This is a genomic window from Roseovarius sp. 217, from assembly GCF_000152845.1.
In the GTDB taxonomy this organism is placed as follows: Bacteria; Pseudomonadota; Alphaproteobacteria; order Rhodobacterales; family Rhodobacteraceae; genus Roseovarius.
Genome location: NZ_CH902584.1, coordinates 2166559 through 2184967, shown reverse-complemented (window position 1 = coordinate 2184967; position 18409 = coordinate 2166559). Strand labels below are relative to the sequence as shown.

The 18409-nt window shown below is 61.4% G+C and carries 22 protein-coding genes; 9 read left to right on the top strand and 13 right to left on the bottom strand.

The features are described from left to right. Positions 1–4: 4 nt before the first annotated feature. Genes ROS217_RS10495 through ROS217_RS10480 form a run of 4 tightly spaced genes read left to right on the top strand, consistent with a single transcriptional unit; the run spans position 5 to position 2493 of the window. Positions 5–199 (top strand): DUF6494 family protein, encoded by a 195-nt coding sequence (locus ROS217_RS10495; RefSeq protein WP_009817707.1) that lies wholly within the window; start codon positions 5–7, stop codon positions 197–199. Between the two features lies 1 nt (position 200). Next, positions 201–1265, top strand: coding sequence for an iron-sulfur cluster carrier protein ApbC (apbC, locus tag ROS217_RS10490; RefSeq protein WP_009817706.1), 1065 nt, complete (start codon positions 201–203; stop codon positions 1263–1265). Continuing rightward, on the top strand, positions 1262–1969 hold the full coding sequence (locus tag ROS217_RS10485) for a biotin/lipoate--protein ligase family protein (RefSeq protein ID WP_009817705.1): 708 nt from the start codon (positions 1262–1264) through the stop codon (positions 1967–1969). Before apbC ends, ROS217_RS10485 begins: the two co-directional genes overlap by 4 nt. Further along, complete coding sequence (locus ROS217_RS10480; RefSeq protein WP_009817704.1) at positions 1966–2493, top strand: DUF6505 family protein; 528 nt, start codon at positions 1966–1968, stop codon at positions 2491–2493. Before ROS217_RS10485 ends, ROS217_RS10480 begins: the two co-directional genes overlap by 4 nt. A gap of 311 nt (positions 2494–2804) precedes the next feature. On the opposite strand, the gene ROS217_RS24080 is transcribed toward ROS217_RS10480, so the two are convergent. After that, positions 2805–3587 (bottom strand): hypothetical protein, encoded by a 783-nt coding sequence (locus ROS217_RS24080; RefSeq protein ID WP_157046579.1) that lies wholly within the window; start codon positions 3585–3587, stop codon positions 2805–2807. A 265-nt stretch (positions 3588–3852) separates the two neighbouring features. Here ROS217_RS24080 and ROS217_RS10470 point away from each other — a divergent pair, with 265 nt between their 5' ends. After that, positions 3853–4896, top strand: a complete 1044-nt coding sequence (locus ROS217_RS10470; protein ID WP_009817702.1) for an aldo/keto reductase — start codon at positions 3853–3855, stop codon at positions 4894–4896. A gap of 94 nt (positions 4897–4990) precedes the next feature. On the opposite strand, the gene ROS217_RS10465 is transcribed toward ROS217_RS10470, so the two are convergent. After that, positions 4991–5854, bottom strand: a complete 864-nt coding sequence (locus ROS217_RS10465) for a helix-turn-helix domain-containing protein (RefSeq protein WP_009817701.1) — start codon at positions 5852–5854, stop codon at positions 4991–4993. Between the two features lie 108 nt (positions 5855–5962). Here ROS217_RS10465 and ROS217_RS10460 point away from each other — a divergent pair, with 108 nt between their 5' ends. Next, entirely contained in the window at positions 5963–6169 is a 207-nt protein-coding gene (locus tag ROS217_RS10460) for a DUF2061 domain-containing protein (protein WP_009817700.1), read from the top strand. Further along, complete coding sequence (locus ROS217_RS10455) at positions 6162–7052, top strand: fatty acid desaturase (protein WP_040650529.1); 891 nt, start codon at positions 6162–6164, stop codon at positions 7050–7052. The genes ROS217_RS10460 and ROS217_RS10455 overlap by 8 nt, the downstream gene beginning before the upstream one ends. Positions 7053–7333: 281 nt before the next feature. Here ROS217_RS10455 and tsaA read toward each other — a convergent pair whose 3' ends face one another. The 10 genes from tsaA to ROS217_RS10405 all read right to left on the bottom strand — a co-directional run bounded on the left by tsaA (position 7334) and on the right by ROS217_RS10405 (position 16196). After that, positions 7334–7816: a tRNA (N6-threonylcarbamoyladenosine(37)-N6)-methyltransferase TrmO gene (gene tsaA / locus ROS217_RS10450; protein ID WP_009817698.1), complete on the bottom strand. Its 483-nt coding sequence runs from the start codon at positions 7814–7816 to the stop codon at positions 7334–7336. A gap of 25 nt (positions 7817–7841) precedes the next feature. Next, complete coding sequence (locus tag ROS217_RS10445; RefSeq protein ID WP_009817697.1) at positions 7842–8195, bottom strand: H-type lectin domain-containing protein; 354 nt, start codon at positions 8193–8195, stop codon at positions 7842–7844. Between the two features lie 114 nt (positions 8196–8309). Continuing rightward, positions 8310–8735, bottom strand: a complete 426-nt coding sequence (locus tag ROS217_RS10440) for a F0F1 ATP synthase subunit epsilon (RefSeq protein ID WP_040650528.1) — start codon at positions 8733–8735, stop codon at positions 8310–8312. A gap of 67 nt (positions 8736–8802) precedes the next feature. Further along, complete coding sequence (gene atpD, locus ROS217_RS10435; RefSeq protein ID WP_009817695.1) at positions 8803–10227, bottom strand: F0F1 ATP synthase subunit beta; 1425 nt, start codon at positions 10225–10227, stop codon at positions 8803–8805. An 18-nt stretch (positions 10228–10245) separates the two neighbouring features. Next, positions 10246–11124: a F0F1 ATP synthase subunit gamma gene (locus ROS217_RS10430; protein ID WP_009817694.1), complete on the bottom strand. Its 879-nt coding sequence runs from the start codon at positions 11122–11124 to the stop codon at positions 10246–10248. 15 nt (positions 11125–11139) lie between these two features. Further along, the gene (gene atpA / locus ROS217_RS10425; protein ID WP_009817693.1) at positions 11140–12678 is read right to left on the bottom strand and encodes a F0F1 ATP synthase subunit alpha; all 1539 of its coding nucleotides are present in this window, start codon (positions 12676–12678) and stop codon (positions 11140–11142) included. Next, positions 12679–13245 (bottom strand): F0F1 ATP synthase subunit delta, encoded by a 567-nt coding sequence (locus ROS217_RS10420; protein ID WP_198134917.1) that lies wholly within the window; start codon positions 13243–13245, stop codon positions 12679–12681. A gap of 386 nt (positions 13246–13631) precedes the next feature. Then, a complete protein-coding gene (locus ROS217_RS10415; RefSeq protein WP_009817691.1) occupies positions 13632–14297 on the bottom strand; it encodes an NnrU family protein in 666 nt (221 codons plus the stop codon). Between the two features lies 1 nt (position 14298). Then, the gene (locus ROS217_RS10410) at positions 14299–15504 is read right to left on the bottom strand and encodes an NnrS family protein (protein WP_009817690.1); all 1206 of its coding nucleotides are present in this window, start codon (positions 15502–15504) and stop codon (positions 14299–14301) included. Further along, positions 15501–16196: a 5-formyltetrahydrofolate cyclo-ligase gene (locus ROS217_RS10405; protein WP_009817689.1), complete on the bottom strand. Its 696-nt coding sequence runs from the start codon at positions 16194–16196 to the stop codon at positions 15501–15503. The genes ROS217_RS10410 and ROS217_RS10405 overlap by 4 nt, the downstream gene beginning before the upstream one ends. A gap of 116 nt (positions 16197–16312) precedes the next feature. Between ROS217_RS10405 and ROS217_RS10400 the strand changes: the two genes are divergently transcribed. Beyond that, a complete protein-coding gene (locus ROS217_RS10400) occupies positions 16313–16735 on the top strand; it encodes an Rrf2 family transcriptional regulator (protein WP_009817688.1) in 423 nt (140 codons plus the stop codon). A 68-nt stretch (positions 16736–16803) separates the two neighbouring features. Here the strand turns inward: ROS217_RS10400 and ROS217_RS10395 are convergent, their stop codons facing one another. Further along, positions 16804–17544, bottom strand: a complete 741-nt coding sequence (locus ROS217_RS10395; RefSeq protein ID WP_009817687.1) for a class I SAM-dependent methyltransferase — start codon at positions 17542–17544, stop codon at positions 16804–16806. A 63-nt stretch (positions 17545–17607) separates the two neighbouring features. On the opposite strand from ROS217_RS10395, the gene gloB reads away from it, so the two are divergent. Further along, complete coding sequence (gloB, locus tag ROS217_RS10390; RefSeq protein WP_040651321.1) at positions 17608–18375, top strand: hydroxyacylglutathione hydrolase; 768 nt, start codon at positions 17608–17610, stop codon at positions 18373–18375. The last annotated feature ends 34 nt before the right edge of the window (positions 18376–18409 follow it).

Here is an 18409-nt window from a genome sequence, read left to right as displayed (position 1 = left end):
ACCGATGAGCGACGATTTCAACATGTCGATGCGCAAATTCCTCAAACAGGTGGGCGTCACCTCGCAACAGGCCATCGAAGATGGGCTGCGCAAGAAGGGCGCCACCGCTGGTCAGGAATTCACCGCCAAAATGGTTCTGACCGTCGATGGTCTCGACATCGAACATACCGTGACCGGCAAGATCAAAGGGCAGGACTGACGTGGCATTGACGAGGGAGAGCGTCCTTGAGGCGCTCAAAACCATAACCGACCCGGTCAGCGGATCGGACATCGTGTCGGCGGGCGTCATGCGCGCCCTCACCGTCGACGGCGGCACCGTGCGCTTCGTGCTGGAAATCGACCCGGCCAAGGCGCAGGCCTATACCCCGGTGCGCGACGCCGCCGAAGCGGCGGTCAAGGCACTGGCAGGGGCCGACTCGGTCTCAGCCGTGCTCACCGGCCATTCGACCAAGGCCCCGCCCGATCTCAAACCCTCCCGCAAGGCAGAGCCGAAAGGCCCCGAAAAAGTCCCCGGCGTCAACCACTTGATCGCCATTGCCTCTGGCAAGGGTGGCGTGGGCAAATCCACCGTCTCCGCCAATCTCGCCTGTGCACTGGCCGCTGAGGGACGGCGCGTGGGCCTCTTGGATGCCGATGTCTACGGTCCCAGCCAGCCGCGTATGCTGGGCGTCTCTGGCCGCCCCGCCAGCCCCGATGGCAAGACCATCCTGCCGATGCGCAACCATGGCGTGACGATGATGTCCATCGGCCTGATGACCAACGAAGGTCAGGCCGTGGTCTGGCGTGGCCCGATGCTGATGGGCGCGCTGCAACAAATGCTGATGCAGGTGCAATGGGGCGCGCTAGATGTGCTCTTGGTGGACCTGCCGCCCGGCACCGGCGACGTGCAAATGACACTGGCGCAAAAGGCGCAGGTGGACGGCGCGATCATCGTCTCCACACCGCAGGATGTGGCGCTCCTCGATGCCCGCAAGGGGATCGACATGTTCAATCAGCTGCATGTGCCGGTCCTGGGCATGATCGAGAACATGAGCACGCATATCTGCACCAACTGCGGCCATGAAGAACATGTCTTTGGTCACGGCGGGGTGCGCGCCGAGGCCGAGAAACTGGGCGTTCCGCTCTTGGCGGAAATTCCCCTGCATCTCGACATTCGCGTGGCCTCGGACGGCGGCGCGCCCATCGTTGTCTCGAAACCCGACAGCCCACAGGCGCAGGCCTTCCGCGAGGTGGCCCGCCACCTCATCAACGCAGGGCTGGCATGACCACGCCCAGCTTTCCTCCGCTGATGTCAGGGCGCGCCGTCAGCGGCGCGACCCACCCCTTTGACATGGCCTGCACCCTCGCGACCCAAGGTTGCGATGCGGGCCTTATCGTGCATAACCTCACCGCCAATCACCTGATGGCCGCCATCGTCCTCGCCCCCGAGGTGCCGCTTGGCGAGGCGATGGTGATGCTGCCCACCTGCGGCGTGGGCTTTCAAAACGCCTTTGGGGCGCTCGCCCCGCCCGAGGTGGCGGTGCATCTCGAATGGTCGGGGGCCATACGCCTCAACGGCGCCTCATGTGGGCGGCTGCGCGTGGCCGCAGGAGGCACCGACCCCGAGGAGGAACCCGACTGGCTGGTGATCGGCCTCGACCTGCCCCTGATGCAAATCGCGGAACACCCCGGCGACCAACCCGACCAGACCTCGCTCTATGATGAGGGCTGCGCCGAGATAGACCCGGTCGAATTGCTCGAAGCCTGGGCGCGCCATAGCCTCGTCTGGATCAACACATGGGAGGACGCAGGCCCCCGCGCGCTCCATGCCGAATGGCGCGGCCTCGCGTGGCGCATGGGCGAGGAGGTCACGCAAAACGGCCTCACCGGCACGTTTCAGGGCGTGGACGACCGCTTTGGCATGCTCTTGCGCGCCGAAGACACCACCCATCTTATCCCGCTCACCACGCTCTTGGAGATCCAGCCATGAAACTCGCCCGCGCCATCCATTTCGACGAGAGCGATCAGCGCGTCTACCACAGCCCCGCGCGCACCGGCGAATGGTGCATCTCGGGCGGGTTCGAGTTCTCGAATTGGTCCGAGGCCGATCTCACCGGCAAATCCCGGCAGGCGTTTTCAAACGGCTGGCTTGGGGTCGAAACCTTTGGCCGCGTGACCTTTGTCGCCGTGACCCAAGTCGAAGAGGCCGAGATTGCCACCCTGACACAGGCCCTCGCCCAGCATTTCGTCGACATCTACGGCGCGCCGGACCTCGCCGCAGCCCTGCCCGTCGCCCGCGAGGAAGTGGCGCAAATGCTTGATCTCTGCGACGATCACACGCCCAACACCCTCCTCACCGTGATCCGCGAACTGACCGAGGCCGGCGTGCGCGAAACCTTCAGCGTGATCGAAGCCCAAGACGCCGGCCTAGACCAATTCGCCCTCCACGGCAGCCTGGACGACGACCACGGGCACGATCACGACCATGGGCATGGACATGGGCACAAGCACTGAGGCACGTTGAGAAAAGGCTGAGTGGCTTTTGGGTTTGAGGTCGCGCAGGAACACGGCCCAAGACGCTCACCCCCTGACAAAAGGCGCGCAAGGGCTCGGGCGGTCCGGCACTAGGGACCAAGGTGAGGGACAATGCGGACACTTGCCGCGATACACCGCAAGATCTGCAATGCGGACGAAGCCGCCGTTCGCGTCCGGGAATCCAATGTCGGCCTTTGCGGATCCAATGCGCAGCAATATTGACGCGACCGCCCCGGTCATTGTGAGAAGGAGTTAAGCCGAATGGAGCATCGCTGCTCAAAACGGACCTCTCAATTCTCGGTGAAGAGGCAATTCACGAAATTTGTTGATAAGCGTATTATTGTTTCGTGGTCGCCGATCAACGATCGTTTGAACCGAGTTTTAGTAAGAAATCCATCAATTTTCTGAAAGTGCTCACAGTGCGGTACTTTCACAAACTTTGTCGTTTTCCCACATTTCATGTAAGAAAGAAGGTCATTTTCATCAAACTCCAGAAAAACACTGGAGTTTCGGTTTGTTCTCAGGGCGTAATCGTCAGCTTTCTTCGCTTCAAGAGCAGACAAATAAGAAACTTCGAGCTTCCCGTATCTTTGCCCAATCACTTCGTAGTCTTTGACAGTTACAGAACGGTCAATCGGAAGAGCCACAACAGGATGAAGATGATCAGAAATCGAAGCCCATGTACTTTCGATAAAAACTTGAAAATCCCGGTTTTGTCTATAAGCCTTGGTGTAAGTTTGGTCACTTTGAGGAACAGGTTGACCGTTATCGATGTTGATCTGAAAGCCGATGCCCAGTTCATATTCGGGGGGAGGATACTGCCCGAAATTCCCGCGAAGATGCGGTTGTTTGACGTATTCTTCGCGATAAGAAATCGTCCTTAGTGCGCTAGGTGTTGCATCATCGATATCTGCAAGGCTTCTGAAAACAGCAATTTGGTTGGTTGTCGCTTGTCCACCTGCGAACGCCAAGCAGGCTGGGTGTTGCGCCACAACTTCTGAGCTGAAAAGGACAAAACTCCCAAACAGCAAAGCTCGGTACAGGACGCCGTGCTGGCCAAGTTGAAAATGCATGCAGGAGCCCCTTGGCATGATCGATGCATCTAATAACTCAAGACGTTAAAATCGCAAAGCCAGACTTTCGCTGCAAGCTAGCAACCTGAGAGGCATGGGCTCTAAGGTGCAGTTCGCTGTACCAGGCACGAATGTCTGCTAACGGCCACTCACATTACCGCAACCACAAACGGCATCGACTAGCTGCCGGATGACCCAAGACCCCCCTTCCCTCCACCGCCTTCCTCCCCTATCCCATCCCAAAACCCAATCCTCAGGAGACACCATGCAGAAAAGACCCTTGGGGCGCACCGGCATTGAGGTGAGCGCGCTCTGCCTTGGCTCGATGACTTGGGGCTCGCAGAACACCCCGGCAGAGGGCCATGCCCAGATTGACCGCGCCCTTGACCGGGGCGTGAATTTCATCGACACCGCCGAGATGTATCCCACCACCCCGATGAGCGCGGAAACCACCGGGCGCACCGAGGAGATCATCGGCGACTGGTTCGAAACCTCGGGGCGGCGCGCGGATGTGATCCTCGCCACCAAACATTCCGGCAAAGGCTTCAAGCACGCCCGCGACGGCGCGCCGATCACAGCGGCCTCCATCCCTGAGGCCATTGAGACCTCCCTGCGCCGTCTCAAGACCGACACCATCGACCTCTACCAATTCCACTGGCCCAACCGGGGCAGCTACATGTTCCGCCAGAACTGGAACTATGACCCCTCCAGCCAGAACCGCGACGACACACTCTCGCATATGCACGAAGCGCTTGAGGCCATGCAGCGCGAAGTCGAACGCGGCACCATCCGCGCCTTCGGCCTCTCAAACGAAAGCGCTTGGGGCATGGCGCAATGGCTGCGGCTGGCCGAGGCGGGCCACGGGCCCCGCGCGGCGTCCCTCCAGAACGAATACTCGCTGATGTGCCGCCTCTACGACACGGACTTGGCCGAACTCAGCGTCAATGAGGATGTGGGCCTTCTGGCCTTTTCCCCCCTCGCGGCGGGGCTGCTCAGCGGCAAATATCAGAACGGCGCGCTGCCCGCCGGCTCGCGCATGGCGATCAACGGCGACCTTGGCGGTCGCAAGACGCCGCGCGCCTTCGAGGCGGTCGCAGCCTACCACGCGGTCGCGCAGACACACGGTCTCGACCCTGTGCAAATGGCGCTCGCATGGTGCCTGACGCGGCCCTTCCTCTGCTCGGCCATCTTTGGCGCGACCGACAGGACACAGCTCGATCTGGCCCTCGGCGCAGCAGAGATTACGCTCAGCCAAGAGGTGCTGACCGATCTCGACGCCACCCACAAGGCGCATCCGATGCCCTATTGAGCGGAGGCGTTGGCCCCAATCTCCCAAGCGTGGGCGCAAGCCCAAAGCATGCCGCGCGGATCGCTTGGGGCCAATGTCAGCACGACGCCATGCCCTAACCCGCCGTCCCATCCCGCAACCCGCGCAAATGATCCGGCAAGGTCCGCGCCGTGATCGACGCCTCGCGCACCAGACTGTCGAAATGCAGCGTCATGGCCTGCACTCTTTCCCGATCGCGAAACACCATGTAATTCCGCCCGATATAGAGAACCGCCAGAAGCGGGCCGAGGATTGTCACGGGGGCCGAATAGACGCGACGCGCATCAAACAGATAGAGCCGCAGACTGGGATAGAGCTGCGTTGTGACAGTGATCAGGTGATCCAGTTGCGCGCGGCGGATGGTGGCGGGCAAACCACGGTAATACCCTTCTCCGCGTGCGAAACTCTCGATCTCATAGAGCGGCAGGGCGATCTCATAGTCCGATTGCGCCGCCCGCATCCACGCCATGCGATCCTCGGACGCGCCAATCGCCTGATCGGTCGAGCGCCCGAGATGCGGCTCATATTCCCACTCTAGCATGGCGCGCGTTTTCAGCATGTCCGGCAACGCGGCAGGGACATGGCGGATCTTGTAACCCGCCGCCTCCTTGTGCCAGGCAAAAATTTGTTCATCGACCAAGGCGCGCGGTGCCTCGGTCAGTGATAGCGTATTGGCCAGAATATCAGCAGCCGTCTCAGGTCGGTCGGTCAACCCCAAGAGCCAATCGGCCGAGACCCCAAGCGCCGAGGCACATTCGCCCACAACCTGCGCATTGGGCAGCCGACCAGTTTCCTCCTTGAGCAGTTGCGACACAGTCGAGCGATCCACACCGATGCTGCGCGCCAAGACGCTTTGGTTGCTCTGCCGCAGGCGCATCGCCTCGGCCAACCGGGCGCGAAACAGTGTGGCGCGCAAACGTTTGTCGATTTTTTTTATCATATGGTGATTATTATCACATCTGCGGAGAAATGTTAACTATTCCCGAAATGGCGGCTTAGCAAAATCGCAAGCACTCTGTCCCCAATCTCTCACAGCACAGGAGGCATTATGGAGACGCGATTGCGCAGCATCGTCAAAGCGGTGATCTGGAATCTGATCGGGCTGCTTGTCATGGCAGGCGTCGGTCTGATTGTGACCGGATCGCTGGCAGCGGGTGGTCTGATGGCGGGGATCAATACCGCGGTCGGCTTCACGACCTATCTGGTCTACGAGCGTCTGTGGTCGCGTATCCATTGGGGGCGTTGCCATGGATAAGACGCCTGTAGAATGGCCAACTTTAGGACTGCTCATGGCCTGCTACGGCGCGTGGATCATCGGCACCACATGGGCGGCAGCGCTCTGGCTGCCCTTGGGACTCATCATAACAGGTCTCGCCATCGCCCTGCATTCCTCGCTCTGCCATGAGGCCTTGCATGGCCATCCGTTTCGGTCGCAGCGCCTGAATGAGGCGCTGGTTTTTCCCTGCCTCTGCCTGATGATTCCCTATGGGCGGTTCCGCGACACCCACCTGGCGCATCACCGCGAGGAATATCTCACCGATCCCTATGACGACCCCGAGGCGAATTACCTTGATCCCACCGTCTGGGCGCGCCTGCCGCTCTGGGTGCGGGCGGTCCTGCGGATCAACAACACGCTGGCCGGGCGCATGCTGATCGGACCGATGGTGGCGCAGGCCATTTTCCTGCGTGCTGACTGGCAGGCCATCAAGCAAGGCAACCGTGCCGTGCTCCACGCATGGCTCTGGCACATCCCGGCGGTGGCGCTGGTGCTTATCTGGCTCAGCTTTGCGTCGATGCCGGTCTGGGCCTATCTGCTCGCCGTCTGGCTCGGGCTGGCGGTGCTGAAAATCCGCACATTTCTGGAACACCGCGCCCATGAGAGGGCCAGTGGCCGCACCGTGGTCATCGAGGATCGCGGCCCGCTCGCGTGGATTTTTCTCAACAACAACCTGCATGTGGTGCATCACATGCACCCGGAGGTGCCATGGTATCGCCTCCCCGCCCTCTATGCCGCACGGCGCGACCACTACCTGCGGCGCAACGATGGCTATGTCTATCGCTCCTACGCGCAAATCTTTCGCGCACATTTCTGGCGCGCCAAAGACCCGGTGCCGCACCCGCTCCGGCCCGGGCAGTAGAGGCGGCGGGTTTGGCCTGAAGGGGACATTAGCCTCAATGCCCAAAGCGCGGAATCAAGGCGCGAAGCGCCGCCGCGCAGCGCCCGTCCGCCCCACCGGGCGGGCGCTTTTGCAACGTTGCAGCCTCTTGAAATCGCGGGAGTGTTTGGCAGATATAAAGTGCCAGCCGACCAAGTCGCAGCGCCCACCCGGCAGACGGGCACCGCGCGGCTCATCGCACAGGTCCAACGTCCCCTTCTGACCACACCTGACCCCTCAGAGTGCCTCACGCAACCTGACAGCTAACCCCCGTCAGCGGCCTTGGCCGGGGCCTTGGGGGTAAACTCGCATCGGTCCGGTTTGATATCCAGCAATGGCGTGCCATCCAGACAATCCAACCCCCGCACGACCAACACCGGCCCCTCCACCCCGATCAGCCGCACCTGCGACGTGCCGATGGGATTGGGCCGCTGCGGCGACCGCAGCGCAAAGGTGCCAAAATATCGCGCGCCATCCCCCTTGGGATTCTGCCGCACCAGATCACGCCGCGACCGGTCCAGCCAATAGAGGATTTCGAGATGTTGATAGGCCTCAATACCCTCCAGCGCCGCGACCCACGGCGCAAAAACCTCGATCCGGCACTCCGGCCCATCCAACCGCCCCTGTCGCGGGCAGTCTTGACGCTCTGTCCAGGGCGTATGGATGCGGCCGATGAAATAGAGTGTGGCGTCGGTGCTCTCGGGCATCCCCGTCACCCGCTCTCCCGCGCGCAATCGTGTGTCCATCCCGACCCTCCTGATTCTGCCACCGTCAGTAGACGTCTTGCCAATCGTCCTCGTGGAACACTTCGCCAATCGCCATCCACCGCACCCGCACCCGCGCGACACGGGTGTCTGACCAGGTCCGAAACACCACGTCAAACCCCTTGGTCGTGATCTTTTCCGCCATGACATCGGCACGGGCATTGGTGGCGCTGTCCATATCCCAAAGCGAGAGCGCGACATGCACCGCAGGCTCGGACTTGAACGGCGTCTCGAACCCGATCTTCTTGCGCCGCTCACGCTCACCTGATCCGGTCCACATTTCACCACCATCGGCAAAATCCGAGAACAGGACATCATCCCCTTGCTCGATCCCAATAGCTTGATTGATCAGAAACTTCATGGCGCGCCTTCCGAACCTCGGACCTGATTATTAAGCATTTTAGGCGTAAGTAAGAAATAAAAACAAAAAAAGGGCCGCGACACGGCCCCTTTAATTCCTGAACGCCGTCATGTCTCAGTTGGACGACAGACCGATATGGTCGCCAATCGCCACCATATCTGCCAAGAGCTTTGCGGCCTCATCGACCGGACCCGGCTCATTGACATATTTGTCCTGCGCATTCGCCAGCTTGTCGGTGGCTGCATTGACCATGGTCTGATAGGCTTCTTTGGTCATATCTTCCCGCGCCACGGCCTGTTCTGCCAGCACCGAAACGCTCGTGCCGTTGATCTCGGCAAAGCCACCAGTGACGACATATTCCTTTTCGCCCGACGGCCCTGAAACCCGCACAATGCCGGGACGCAGGGTGGTGATGAGCGGGGCATGATCGGCCATGGCGGTCAGATCACCCTCAGCACCCGGAATGCTCACCTCATGGGCAGCGACCGAGGCCAAGAGCCGCTCGGGACTCACCAGATCGAATTGCACTGTGTCAGCCATTTCGGCCTCCCTCATGGTGTCACGCCTGCACGGGGATTACCCCCGCACAGGCCATGACAGACGTTGATCAGGCCGCGTCAGCAGCCATGCGTTCGGCTTTGGCGAGCACGTCGTCGATGCCACCCACCATGTAGAACGCGCCTTCGGGCAGGTGATCATACTCACCCGCAACCACGGCTTTGAACGATTTGATCGTCTCTTCGAGCGGCACCTGCACCCCGTCAGAGCCGGTAAAGACCTTGGCCACGTCGAACGGCTGGCTGAGGAAACGCTGGATTTTCCGGGCACGTGCCACGGTCAGCTTGTCCTCTTCGCTGAGTTCGTCCATCCCGAGAATGGCGATGATATCCTGAAGCGATTTGTAGCGCTGCAGGATCCCCTGCACGTCACGCGCAACCTGATAATGCTCTTCGCCCACGATCTGCGGGTCCATCAGACGCGAGTTCGAGTCGAGCGGGTCCACGGCGGGATAAATGCCAAGCTCGGAAATCGCACGGCTAAGAACGGTCGTGGCGTCGAGGTGGGCAAAGGTCGTGGCAGGTGCCGGGTCGGTCAAATCATCCGCAGGCACGTAAACGGCCTGAATCGACGTGATCGAGCCCTGCTTGGTCGAGGTGATGCGCTCCTGCATGGCACCCATGTCGGTGGCCAGCGTCGGCTGATACCCCACGGCAGACGGAATACGGCCCAACAGCGCCGACACCTCGGACCCCGCCTGCGTAAAGCGGAAGATGTTGTCGACAAAGAACAGAACGTCCGAGCCCGACTGATCGCGGAACTGCTCAGCCAGCGTGAGGCCGGTCAGGGCCACACGCGCACGCGCTCCCGGAGGCTCGTTCATCTGACCGTAAACAAGCGCAACCTGACTCTCTTCAAGATTGTCGGGCTTGATCACGTTGGATTCGATCATCTCGTGATAAAGGTCGTTACCCTCACGGGTCCGCTCACCGACACCGGCAAACACCGAATAGCCCGAGTGCACCTTGGCGATGTTGTTGATCAGTTCCATGATGAGAACCGTCTTGCCAACACCGGCACCACCAAAGAGACCAATCTTGCCGCCCTTGGCATAGGGGGCCAGCAGGTCCACCACCTTGATCCCGGTCACGAGGATCTCGGACGCGGTCGACTGCTCGGAAAACTCCGGCGCAGGCTGGTGGATCGAACGGTATTCCGTGGCCTTGATCGGCGCACCCTCGTCCACCGGCTCGCCGATGACGTTGAGGATACGGCCCAGCGTCGCATTGCCCACCGGCACCGAAATCGGCGCGCCGGTGTCGCTGACGGGCTGTCCGCGCACCAGACCTTCGGTCGCGTCCATCGCGATGGTGCGCACGGTGTTTTCACCCAGGTGCTGCGCCACTTCGAGGATCAGCTTCTTGCCGTTATTGTCGGTCTGCAGCGCGTTCAGAATGGCTGGCAGATCGCCGTCAAAGTGAACGTCCACAACGGCGCCAATGACCTGTGTCACCTTGCCTTTTGCATTTGCCATGTTTCGTCTCCGGTTCTCTTACAGCGCTTCCGCGCCGGAAATGATTTCAATAAGCTCGTTGGTGATCACGGCCTGGCGCGAGCGGTTGTATTCGATCGTCAATCTGTCGATCATATCCCCCGCGTTGCGCGTTGCATTGTCCATCGCGGACATCCGCGCGCCCTGCTCCGAGGCCCCGTTCTCCAACAGCGCCGCAAAGATCGCGGTCGCCACCCCACGCGGTAAGAGATCCGCAAGGATCGCCTGCTCGTCGGGTTCATAGTCGTAATAGCTGTCGGTATCGACCTCTTGCTCCAACTCGGTGACGTCGAACGGAATCACCTGCTGCATGGTCGGGATCTGGCTGACAACATTCTCAAAGCGCGAGAAGAAGATCTTGGCGACATCAAAATCGCCAGCATCAAAGCGCCCCAGCACATCGGCTGCGATAGCTTGCGCATCGGCATAACCCACGCGCTTGACCTCGCTCAGATCAATGTGACCCACCGAATACTGGCCATAATCCCGCCGCATCGCGTCGCGGCCCTTTTTGCCCACGGTCACGATCTTGACGGTCTTGCCCTTGGCGAGCAAATCAGCCGCATGCAACTTTGCGAGCTTGGCGATATTGGCGTTGAAGCCACCGCAAAGGCCCCGCTCGGCGGTCATCACCACCAAGAGATGCACTTTGTCCTCACCCGTGCCTGCCAGCAGACGCGGCGCATTGGCCGCATCGCCCACAGAGGCCGCCAGCTTGCCCATGACCGCGTTGAAGCGTTCGGTATAGGGACGGGCCTGCTCGGCAGCATCCTGCGCGCGGCGAAGTTTCGCCGCGGCAACCATCTGCATGGCTTTGGTGATCTTGCGGGTCGATTTGACCGACGCGATCCTGTTTTTCAGGTCCTTGAGATTCGGCATTGCCTTATCTCCCCCTTATGCGAAGTCAGCGGCGAATTCGTCCAGCGCAGCTTTGATACGGTCCTCGGCTTCACCCTTGATCTTGGGGTCTTCCTTGGTGATGTACGCCAGCAACTCGGCATGCTTGCCGCGCAGGTGCTTGAGCAGACCTTGCTCATACGGGCCCACTTGCTTCACCGGAATCTTGTCCAGATAGCCCTTGGTGCCAGCATAGATCACACAGACGATCTCGGCATTGGTCAGCGGCGAATACTGCGCCTGCTTCATCAACTCGGTCAGACGCGCGCCGCGGTTCAGCAACTGCTGCGTCGCCGCGTCGAGGTCAGAGCCGAACTGGGCAAAGGCCGCCATCTCGCGATACTGCGCCAGCTCCAGCTTGACCGGACCTGCGACAGATTTCATCGCATTGGTCTGCGCGCTCGAGCCCACACGAGACACCGACAGACCGGTGTTCACAGCCGGACGGACACCCTGATAAAACAGTTCCGTCTCAAGGAAGATCTGACCGTCGGTGATCGAGATCACGTTGGTCGGAATAAACGCCGACACGTCGCCGCCTTGGGTTTCAATGATCGGCAGCGCAGTGAGCGAGCCAGAGCCATTGTCCTCATTCAGCTTGGCCGACCGCTCCAGCAGACGGGAGTGGAGATAGAACACGTCCCCCGGATAGGCTTCACGGCCGGGCGGACGACGCAGAAGCAGCGACATCTGGCGATAGGCCACGGCCTGCTTCGAGAGGTCATCATACACGATCAGCGCATGACGGCCATTGTCACGGAAATGCTCGGCCATCGCGGTCGCGGAATAGGGTGCGAGGAACTGCATCGGCGCGGGGTCCGACGCGGTGGCGGCCACAACGATCGAATACTTGATCGCGCCGCTCTCTTCGAGCTTCTTCACCAGCTGCGCCACGGTCGAGCGCTTCTGACCGATGGCGACATAAACGCAATAGAGCTTCTTGCTCTCGTCGTCGCCTGCGGCCTCGTTATAGATCTTCTGGTTCAGGATCGCGTCCAGCGCCACGGCGGTCTTGCCGGTCTGACGGTCACCAATGATCAGCTCGCGCTGACCACGGCCAATCGGGATCATCGCGTCCACGGATTTGAGGCCGGTCGCCATCGGCTCATGCACCGATTTACGCGGGATGATGCCGGGGGCCTTTACGTCAGCCAGACCGCGGGTCTTGGTCTTGATCGGACCTTTGCCATCCAGCGGGTTGCCCAGACCGTCCACAACGCGGCCCAAAAGCTCGTCGCCAATCGGCACGTCCACGATGGACTTGGTGCGCTTGACGGTGTCGCCTTCCTTGATGTCACGGTCGGAACCAAAGATCACGACACCGACGTTGTCGCTCTCGAGGTTCAGCGCCATGCCCATGATCGAGCCCGGAAACTCGACAAGCTCACCGGCCTGAACATTGTCCAGCCCGTGAACCCGTGCGATCCCGTCACCCACCGAGAGAACCCGGCCGATCTCGGCAACTTCGGCGTCTTTGCCAAAGTTCTTGATCTGGTCCTTCAGGATCGCAGAAATCTCTGCTGCTTGGATACCCATTTATCCGACCTCTTTCATTGAATTCTGCAGGGAATCGAGCTTGGAGCGGATCGACGTGTCGATCATCTTCGAGCCCATCTTGACGACTAGACCGCCGATGAGGCTTTCATCAACGGTCGCATTGATTTTGACATCCTTGCCGACGCGGTCTTTCAGCGTCTTGGCCAGCTTGTCCGCTTGCGCCTTGGTCAGCGCCTTGGCGCTGATGACATCGGCGCTCACTTCGCCCTTGTCCTCGGCGATCATCGCATTGAGCTGCGCAATCAACTGCGGCAGCACGAACAAACGCCGTTTTTGCGCCATCAGCGCCAGACCATTCTGCAACTCGGGCAGCAGCTTCATCTTGGCTGCCACGGCGGACATCGCCGCCCCCTGCACATCACGGCTCAGCACCGGAGAAGAGATCATTGCACGCAGATCGTCGCTGTCGGTCAGCGCCTGTGCCAGATCATTGAGATTGCTTTCGAGTTTGGCCACTGATTTGGCCTCTCTCACAAGCTCGAATATCGCAGTGGCATAGCGCGCGGCAATGCCAGTAGAGATCGAAGCTGGTTCGGACACGTCCACCCTTCCGATAATCTGGCCCCGGTTGGTCAGCCGTGACGCAGGGTCACATCCGGGGGCGTTGGCATAGGGTGAGACTTGCGAAACACCCAAATTCGGCTGCGGTGTAGCAGAGCCTTACCAAGCGGGCAAGCCGCTTGAAAACTATTGTATACTAAAGAATACAATTCGATTTCAAAGACTTAACCCAAGTGCGACCTATTGCGCGCTTTTTAATCTTCAAAAAACTTCACTTTTTACTACCAATTGCCGATTCCCCTCACGCAGCCCCTGCCCAAAGCATCGCCAAGCGTTAACGCTATCATGGATTCGCAGATCCGCCGCACCTTATTATAAAGGCCGGTTGCCCGCCCCCCGACGCAGGAGCGGACCCTCTCAATCGCCGCCCCTCACCCCAGCGGCGAGACACCGAACAAATAAGGATGCGCGCCAAGGACCAGCGCATAGAGCACGCATCCCAGCGCGCTCCGCAGAACCGCCGCCGGCCAACTTTGCGGCACCGACCCCGCCTGCCGCCGTGCGTGCTCCAACCGCACCCACTCCGCCCCCATTGCCCGCCGCTTGCGCCGGTCGATCAGCACCCCACCCATCCCGGCAAATCCCGCAAAACATCCGAACAGGATGACATGCGCCAGATCACCATTCGGCACCATATGCCCCAGAGCCCAGAGCGCCAGCGCGAGGAGCATCGGATGCCGCGTCACGCGCACGATACCCGGCCGCGCCGGATCAAACCGCGCATTAGTCGCGCCACCAAAGGAAAACGGATTGGGCCGCGCTATCGCCAACCCAAGGATCACGCAGACCACCAGCATCAGGGATACGGTCACAGGCCCCTGCCACGCCGCCCAGCCCCAGAGCAGCACAAAGGGCGCGCGCCCCGCTGCCCCGATGACCCAGGCCAGAACCGCCAGCGACAACAGCGAATAGCCAAGGGTAAATCCCCGCTGCCCGACCCGCGCCACCAGCCAGGCCTTGACCTTGGGGCGCACCGGGATCGAATGGCTCAGGAAAAAGACCCCGAACGCCGCGATGAACTCAGCCCAGCCCGCCATGTCATAGCGCCGTCGCAGGCTTCTGCCGCAGCATCAACGGCCCATAGAGCAGCGCAAACCCACCAAACGCCCCGATCCACGCCAGCCCCGACAGGGCCTGCAGCGCCCCCGCCTCCGCAGGCCAAAGCCCCGCCGCCACCCGCGCCAGCACCGCCAGCACCAGCGCGAGGTAAATCGCCACCGTGCCCAAGCCCGCCGTCAGCGCGCGCCCTGTATGACCCAGCGTCGCCCGTGTCATGACCGCCAGCGTCATCAACCCCGCCGCCCCCGCCATCCACAGATGTTGCGCCGCGGCTCCCCCGATCAGACCGGGCCACAAAATCTCCAGCCCGATCACCACTGCACCCAGCGGCACAAACGCATAGCCCAGATGCAGCACCCAGACGAGCGGCTCCGCCCCGGTGCGATCCCCCGCCCAGCGCGCCAACCTAGCCGCGTGCAAGATCCCCACCACGATCAGCGCGGCCCCCGTACCATCGTCCATCGGCAGCAAGACCCATGACAGCAGCGCGCCCAGCAGCGCCAAGAGCGCCAGCTTGTCGAACCGTTGCATTGGTGGCACCGGTAAACGCCCCGGCCCCCGCCGCGCCAGCCAGTTGCGCGTGAAGGAGGGGACGATGCGCCCCCCGATCACCGCAATCATCATCACAATCGCCGCCAGCCCCAGACGCAGCCCATAGCCCTGCGCCGCATAGGCACCCTGCGCCGCCTCCCAATGAAACAGCGCATTGCCGAGCGTCAGCACCGCCAGCATTGCGACAACCATCAGATTGCGCCAGTTCTTGCCCGCCACGATCTCGCGCAGCATGACCGCCGCCAGAACCACAGGCATCGCCAGATCCATCAGCGCCACCGCAAGGGGCGGCAACCCAGCAGAGACCATCACGGCCAAACGCCCCAACAGCCACAGCGCCACCAATCCACCCAGCGGCCAGCCCACGATGGGTAAACGCCCGGTCCAGTTCGGCACAGCCGTCAGCATGAATCCCGCGATCACCGCGACCAGATAGCCAAACAGAAACTCATGCGCGTGCCAACTCACCGGATCGAACGCCGTCGGCAAACGGATCACCCCCACCAGCATCGGCACCCACAGCACCATGATCAACACGGCCCATATCCCTGCGCCCAGAAAAAACGGCCGAAACCCGAAACTCAAAAGTGCCGGACCACGCCAGCCCCGCATCTGCTCTGCCGTGCTCGTCATCGCGCGTTCCTCTCGGCCCCTGCGCCCGTTTCCGTCACGACCATGTCGAGCGGAATATCATGCGGCTGCGGATAGATTGTCTTGATCCGCGCCGAACCCAGCGCTATTCCGATGCTCACCGGGCGCGGGTCGAGCGCCGCCAAGGTCCGGTCAAAATAGCCGCCGCCATAGCCCAACCTGTAACAGTCCTCGGTCCAGCCGATCATCGGCGCGAGGGTGATGTCGGGGATCACCCGCTCCGCATCGGGGGGCGGCACCGGAATGTTCCAATCCCCCCGCACCATCTGTGTCTCGGGCGTCCACCGGCGAAACACCAGCGGCGCGGCCTTCACCTCGACAATCGGCAGCGCAATCAGCACGCCGCCCGCATGCCACTCCGCCATCAGGTCGCGCAAATCCGGCTCGCCTTTGATCGGCCAGTAGCATGACACCACCTTGCCCCGCGCACCGTTGAATTTCTCTTGCAGCACCGCACGCAGGTGCCCTGACAGCGCCCGCCCGATCTCTTGGCGATCCGCCACACTCAGCGCAGCGCGCAGCCCTCTCAGGCGCTCGCGCTCAGCCTTGCGCCACCGCGCCACATCACGCGCCTGCTCGGGGTCGGTCGCGAGGGGATCGAAATAGGCCGGGTCGACCTCCTGCGCCATGCAGGGCGGCGAGGCATAACCGAGCGGTTTGCGCGTATCGGACATCGGACCGTCCTTTCTGTCACGCGGTAGAGGCAGCAAGCGCCAATCCCGCTTTGCAATTCCGTCTAACCCTGTTAATAGGTATTGTAAATACCGATTTATCCGGAGACCCAGCGACCATGCGCCTCACCTCCTTCACCGATTTCGGCCTGCGGATGTTGATGCGCATGGCCAGCGCTCCCGATCGCGCCTTTTCCAGCGCCGAGTTGGCGACCGAGTTCGACCTCTCGCGCCACCACCTCGCCAAGATCATGCAACGCCTGTCCCAGGCCGGGCTGATCGACACCCGGCGCGGCGGCGGCGGCGGCGCACTCCTCGCCCGCCCCCCGGCACAGATCCGGTTGGGGGATGTGATCCGCCATCTCGAATCCGGTCAGGCCCTCGTCGCCTGTTTCGGACCAGAGGCGGGGGACTGCTCCCTCGACGGGCGCTGTCGGCTCAAGGCGCGATTGAGGTCAGCAGAGCGCGCCTTTCTCGACGATCTCGACCGCAGCACCTTGGCCGATATCGCGCTCGATCCGACATTGGAACGCGCGGGCTGACGCGATGTCGGAACCGGCACCACGCTTGAGTACAAAACGCGCGTACAAATTGTACGCCCTGTACACAGTCAGACCGGCTTGGCCTCGGGTTGCGGGCGCAGCACGCTAAGCGGTTTGCGCACTGTATCGCGCAGTACCGGCCCGCTCGGCGCCTGCACCCGTTTTGTGGCCTCGACCATCAACACACCACCCGCCGCAACGACGGACAGCTTGGCGCCCATCCGCTCCCACATGCCCGCCGTCTTGCGCCAAAAAGGGCGGTCCGAGGGCGGCTGATAGAGCGTCGTAGCATGGCGTTCCGGCAAAAAGTTGTGTGATTTCAATTGGCTTTCCAACTGGGTCTGGCTGTAGGGCCGCCCGAATCCAAAGGGCGTGCGGTCCGAGCGCGACCATAGCCCGGCCCGGTTCGGCACGATGAAAAGAGCCGATCCTCCCGGCCCAAGCACGCGCCAACACTCTTCCAGAACTGCGCTCGGCTGCTCCGACGTCTCCAGCCCATGCACCACCAAGAGCTTGTCGACATGCCCGGTTTCCAGAGGCCAGAATGTCTCTTCGCAGAGCACAGAAATATTCGGCAACCCCTGAGGCCACCCGATAACCCCTTGAGGTGCAGGCATTAATCCGATCACACGACGCGCATCGGCAAGGTATGGACGCAGGAACGGAACGGCGAATCCATAGCCGACAACCGTCTGCCCCTGCGCCTCAGGCCAAAACTCCGCAACCTGTGCGCGCACGGTTTTCTGGACCGCCCGCCCCAAGGTGCTTCGGTAGTAAAAATTTCGCAGGTCCTGTACATCCAGATGCATTGCAGCCCGGCCAAAGATCAGTCACTCTCGACCCTAACACTAACTGGCAATCGGGAAAATACCATGGTTTTGCAAATCCTTACTGTCCCCTGCCTGGCTGACAACTATGCCTATCTGGCACATGATCCGGCCACGGGTGTGACAGCCGCGATTGACGTGCCAGAGGCCGCGCCAATCCTACAAGCCCTTGATAAGAAAGGTTGGAAACTATCGCTGGTGCTGCTGACGCATCATCACGCCGACCATGTGCAAGGCCTCGGCGAATTGCTTGCGCGCCACCCCGCCCAGGTGATTGGCGCCGCCGCCGACGCTCACCGCCTGCCCCCGCTCGACCGCGCCGTGAGCGACGGCGACCAGATTGGGATCGGTTCCGAGACAGGCGTCGTCATGGATGTGTCCGGCCACACAGTCGGCCATCTGGCGTTTCATTTTCCACAAAGCGCCGTGGTCTTTACCGCCGATAGCCTCATGGCAATGGGCTGTGGCCGTGTCTTTGAAGGCACAATGGCGCAAATGTTTGAAAGTCTTGGGAAAATTTCATCCCTACCGCCTCGAACCACGATCTGCTCCGGCCATGAATACACAGAAAGCAACGCGAAATTCGCACGGACCGTTGACCCGGACAACGCGGCTCTTATATCAAGGTCCATAGAGATCAGCGCTGCCCGCGCCGCCGGTCGGCCCACTGTCCCCTCAATACTGGCTGACGAACTGGCCACCAACCCGTTTCTGCGTGCCGGTGACGCAGGAATACAGGCCCAACTCGGCATGACCGGGTCCGCTCCGGTCGATGTATTTGCCGAAATTCGTGCGCGCAAGGACCGCTTTTGACGCACGCGTGATGAAAACAACGCTGGTATAACGA

Bases quoted from the DNA above. Each gene is read 5' to 3' on its own strand.
- tsaA (WP_009817698.1), bottom strand. From the start codon at position 7,816: ATGGACACACGATTGCGCGCGGGAGAGCGGGTGACGGGGATGCCCGAG.
- ROS217_RS10400 (WP_009817688.1), top strand. From the start codon at position 16,313: ATGCGCCTCACCTCCTTCACCGATTTCGGCCTGCGGATGTTGATGCGC.
- ROS217_RS10495 (WP_009817707.1), top strand. From the start codon at position 5: ATGAGCGACGATTTCAACATGTCGATGCGCAAATTCCTCAAACAGGTG.
- atpD (WP_009817695.1), bottom strand. From the start codon at position 10,227: ATGGCAAATGCAAAAGGCAAGGTGACACAGGTCATTGGCGCCGTTGTG.
- atpA (WP_009817693.1), bottom strand. From the start codon at position 12,678: ATGGGTATCCAAGCAGCAGAGATTTCTGCGATCCTGAAGGACCAGATC.
- ROS217_RS10395 (WP_009817687.1), bottom strand. From the start codon at position 17,544: ATGCATCTGGATGTACAGGACCTGCGAAATTTTTACTACCGAAGCACC.
- ROS217_RS10410 (WP_009817690.1), bottom strand. From the start codon at position 15,504: ATGACGAGCACGGCAGAGCAGATGCGGGGCTGGCGTGGTCCGGCACTT.
- ROS217_RS10470 (WP_009817702.1), top strand. From the start codon at position 3,853: ATGCAGAAAAGACCCTTGGGGCGCACCGGCATTGAGGTGAGCGCGCTC.
- ROS217_RS10430 (WP_009817694.1), bottom strand. From the start codon at position 11,124: ATGCCGAATCTCAAGGACCTGAAAAACAGGATCGCGTCGGTCAAATCG.
- ROS217_RS10405 (WP_009817689.1), bottom strand. From the start codon at position 16,196: ATGTCCGATACGCGCAAACCGCTCGGTTATGCCTCGCCGCCCTGCATG.
- ROS217_RS24080 (WP_157046579.1), bottom strand. From the start codon at position 3,587: ATGCATTTTCAACTTGGCCAGCACGGCGTCCTGTACCGAGCTTTGCTG.
- ROS217_RS10460 (WP_009817700.1), top strand. From the start codon at position 5,963: ATGGAGACGCGATTGCGCAGCATCGTCAAAGCGGTGATCTGGAATCTG.
- gloB (WP_040651321.1), top strand. From the start codon at position 17,608: ATGGTTTTGCAAATCCTTACTGTCCCCTGCCTGGCTGACAACTATGCC.
- ROS217_RS10480 (WP_009817704.1), top strand. From the start codon at position 1,966: ATGAAACTCGCCCGCGCCATCCATTTCGACGAGAGCGATCAGCGCGTC.
- ROS217_RS10415 (WP_009817691.1), bottom strand. From the start codon at position 14,297: ATGGCGGGCTGGGCTGAGTTCATCGCGGCGTTCGGGGTCTTTTTCCTG.
- ROS217_RS10455 (WP_040650529.1), top strand. From the start codon at position 6,162: ATGGATAAGACGCCTGTAGAATGGCCAACTTTAGGACTGCTCATGGCC.
- ROS217_RS10445 (WP_009817697.1), bottom strand. From the start codon at position 8,195: ATGAAGTTTCTGATCAATCAAGCTATTGGGATCGAGCAAGGGGATGAT.
- ROS217_RS10465 (WP_009817701.1), bottom strand. From the start codon at position 5,854: ATGATAAAAAAAATCGACAAACGTTTGCGCGCCACACTGTTTCGCGCC.
- ROS217_RS10485 (WP_009817705.1), top strand. From the start codon at position 1,262: ATGACCACGCCCAGCTTTCCTCCGCTGATGTCAGGGCGCGCCGTCAGC.
- ROS217_RS10440 (WP_040650528.1), bottom strand. From the start codon at position 8,735: ATGGCTGACACAGTGCAATTCGATCTGGTGAGTCCCGAGCGGCTCTTG.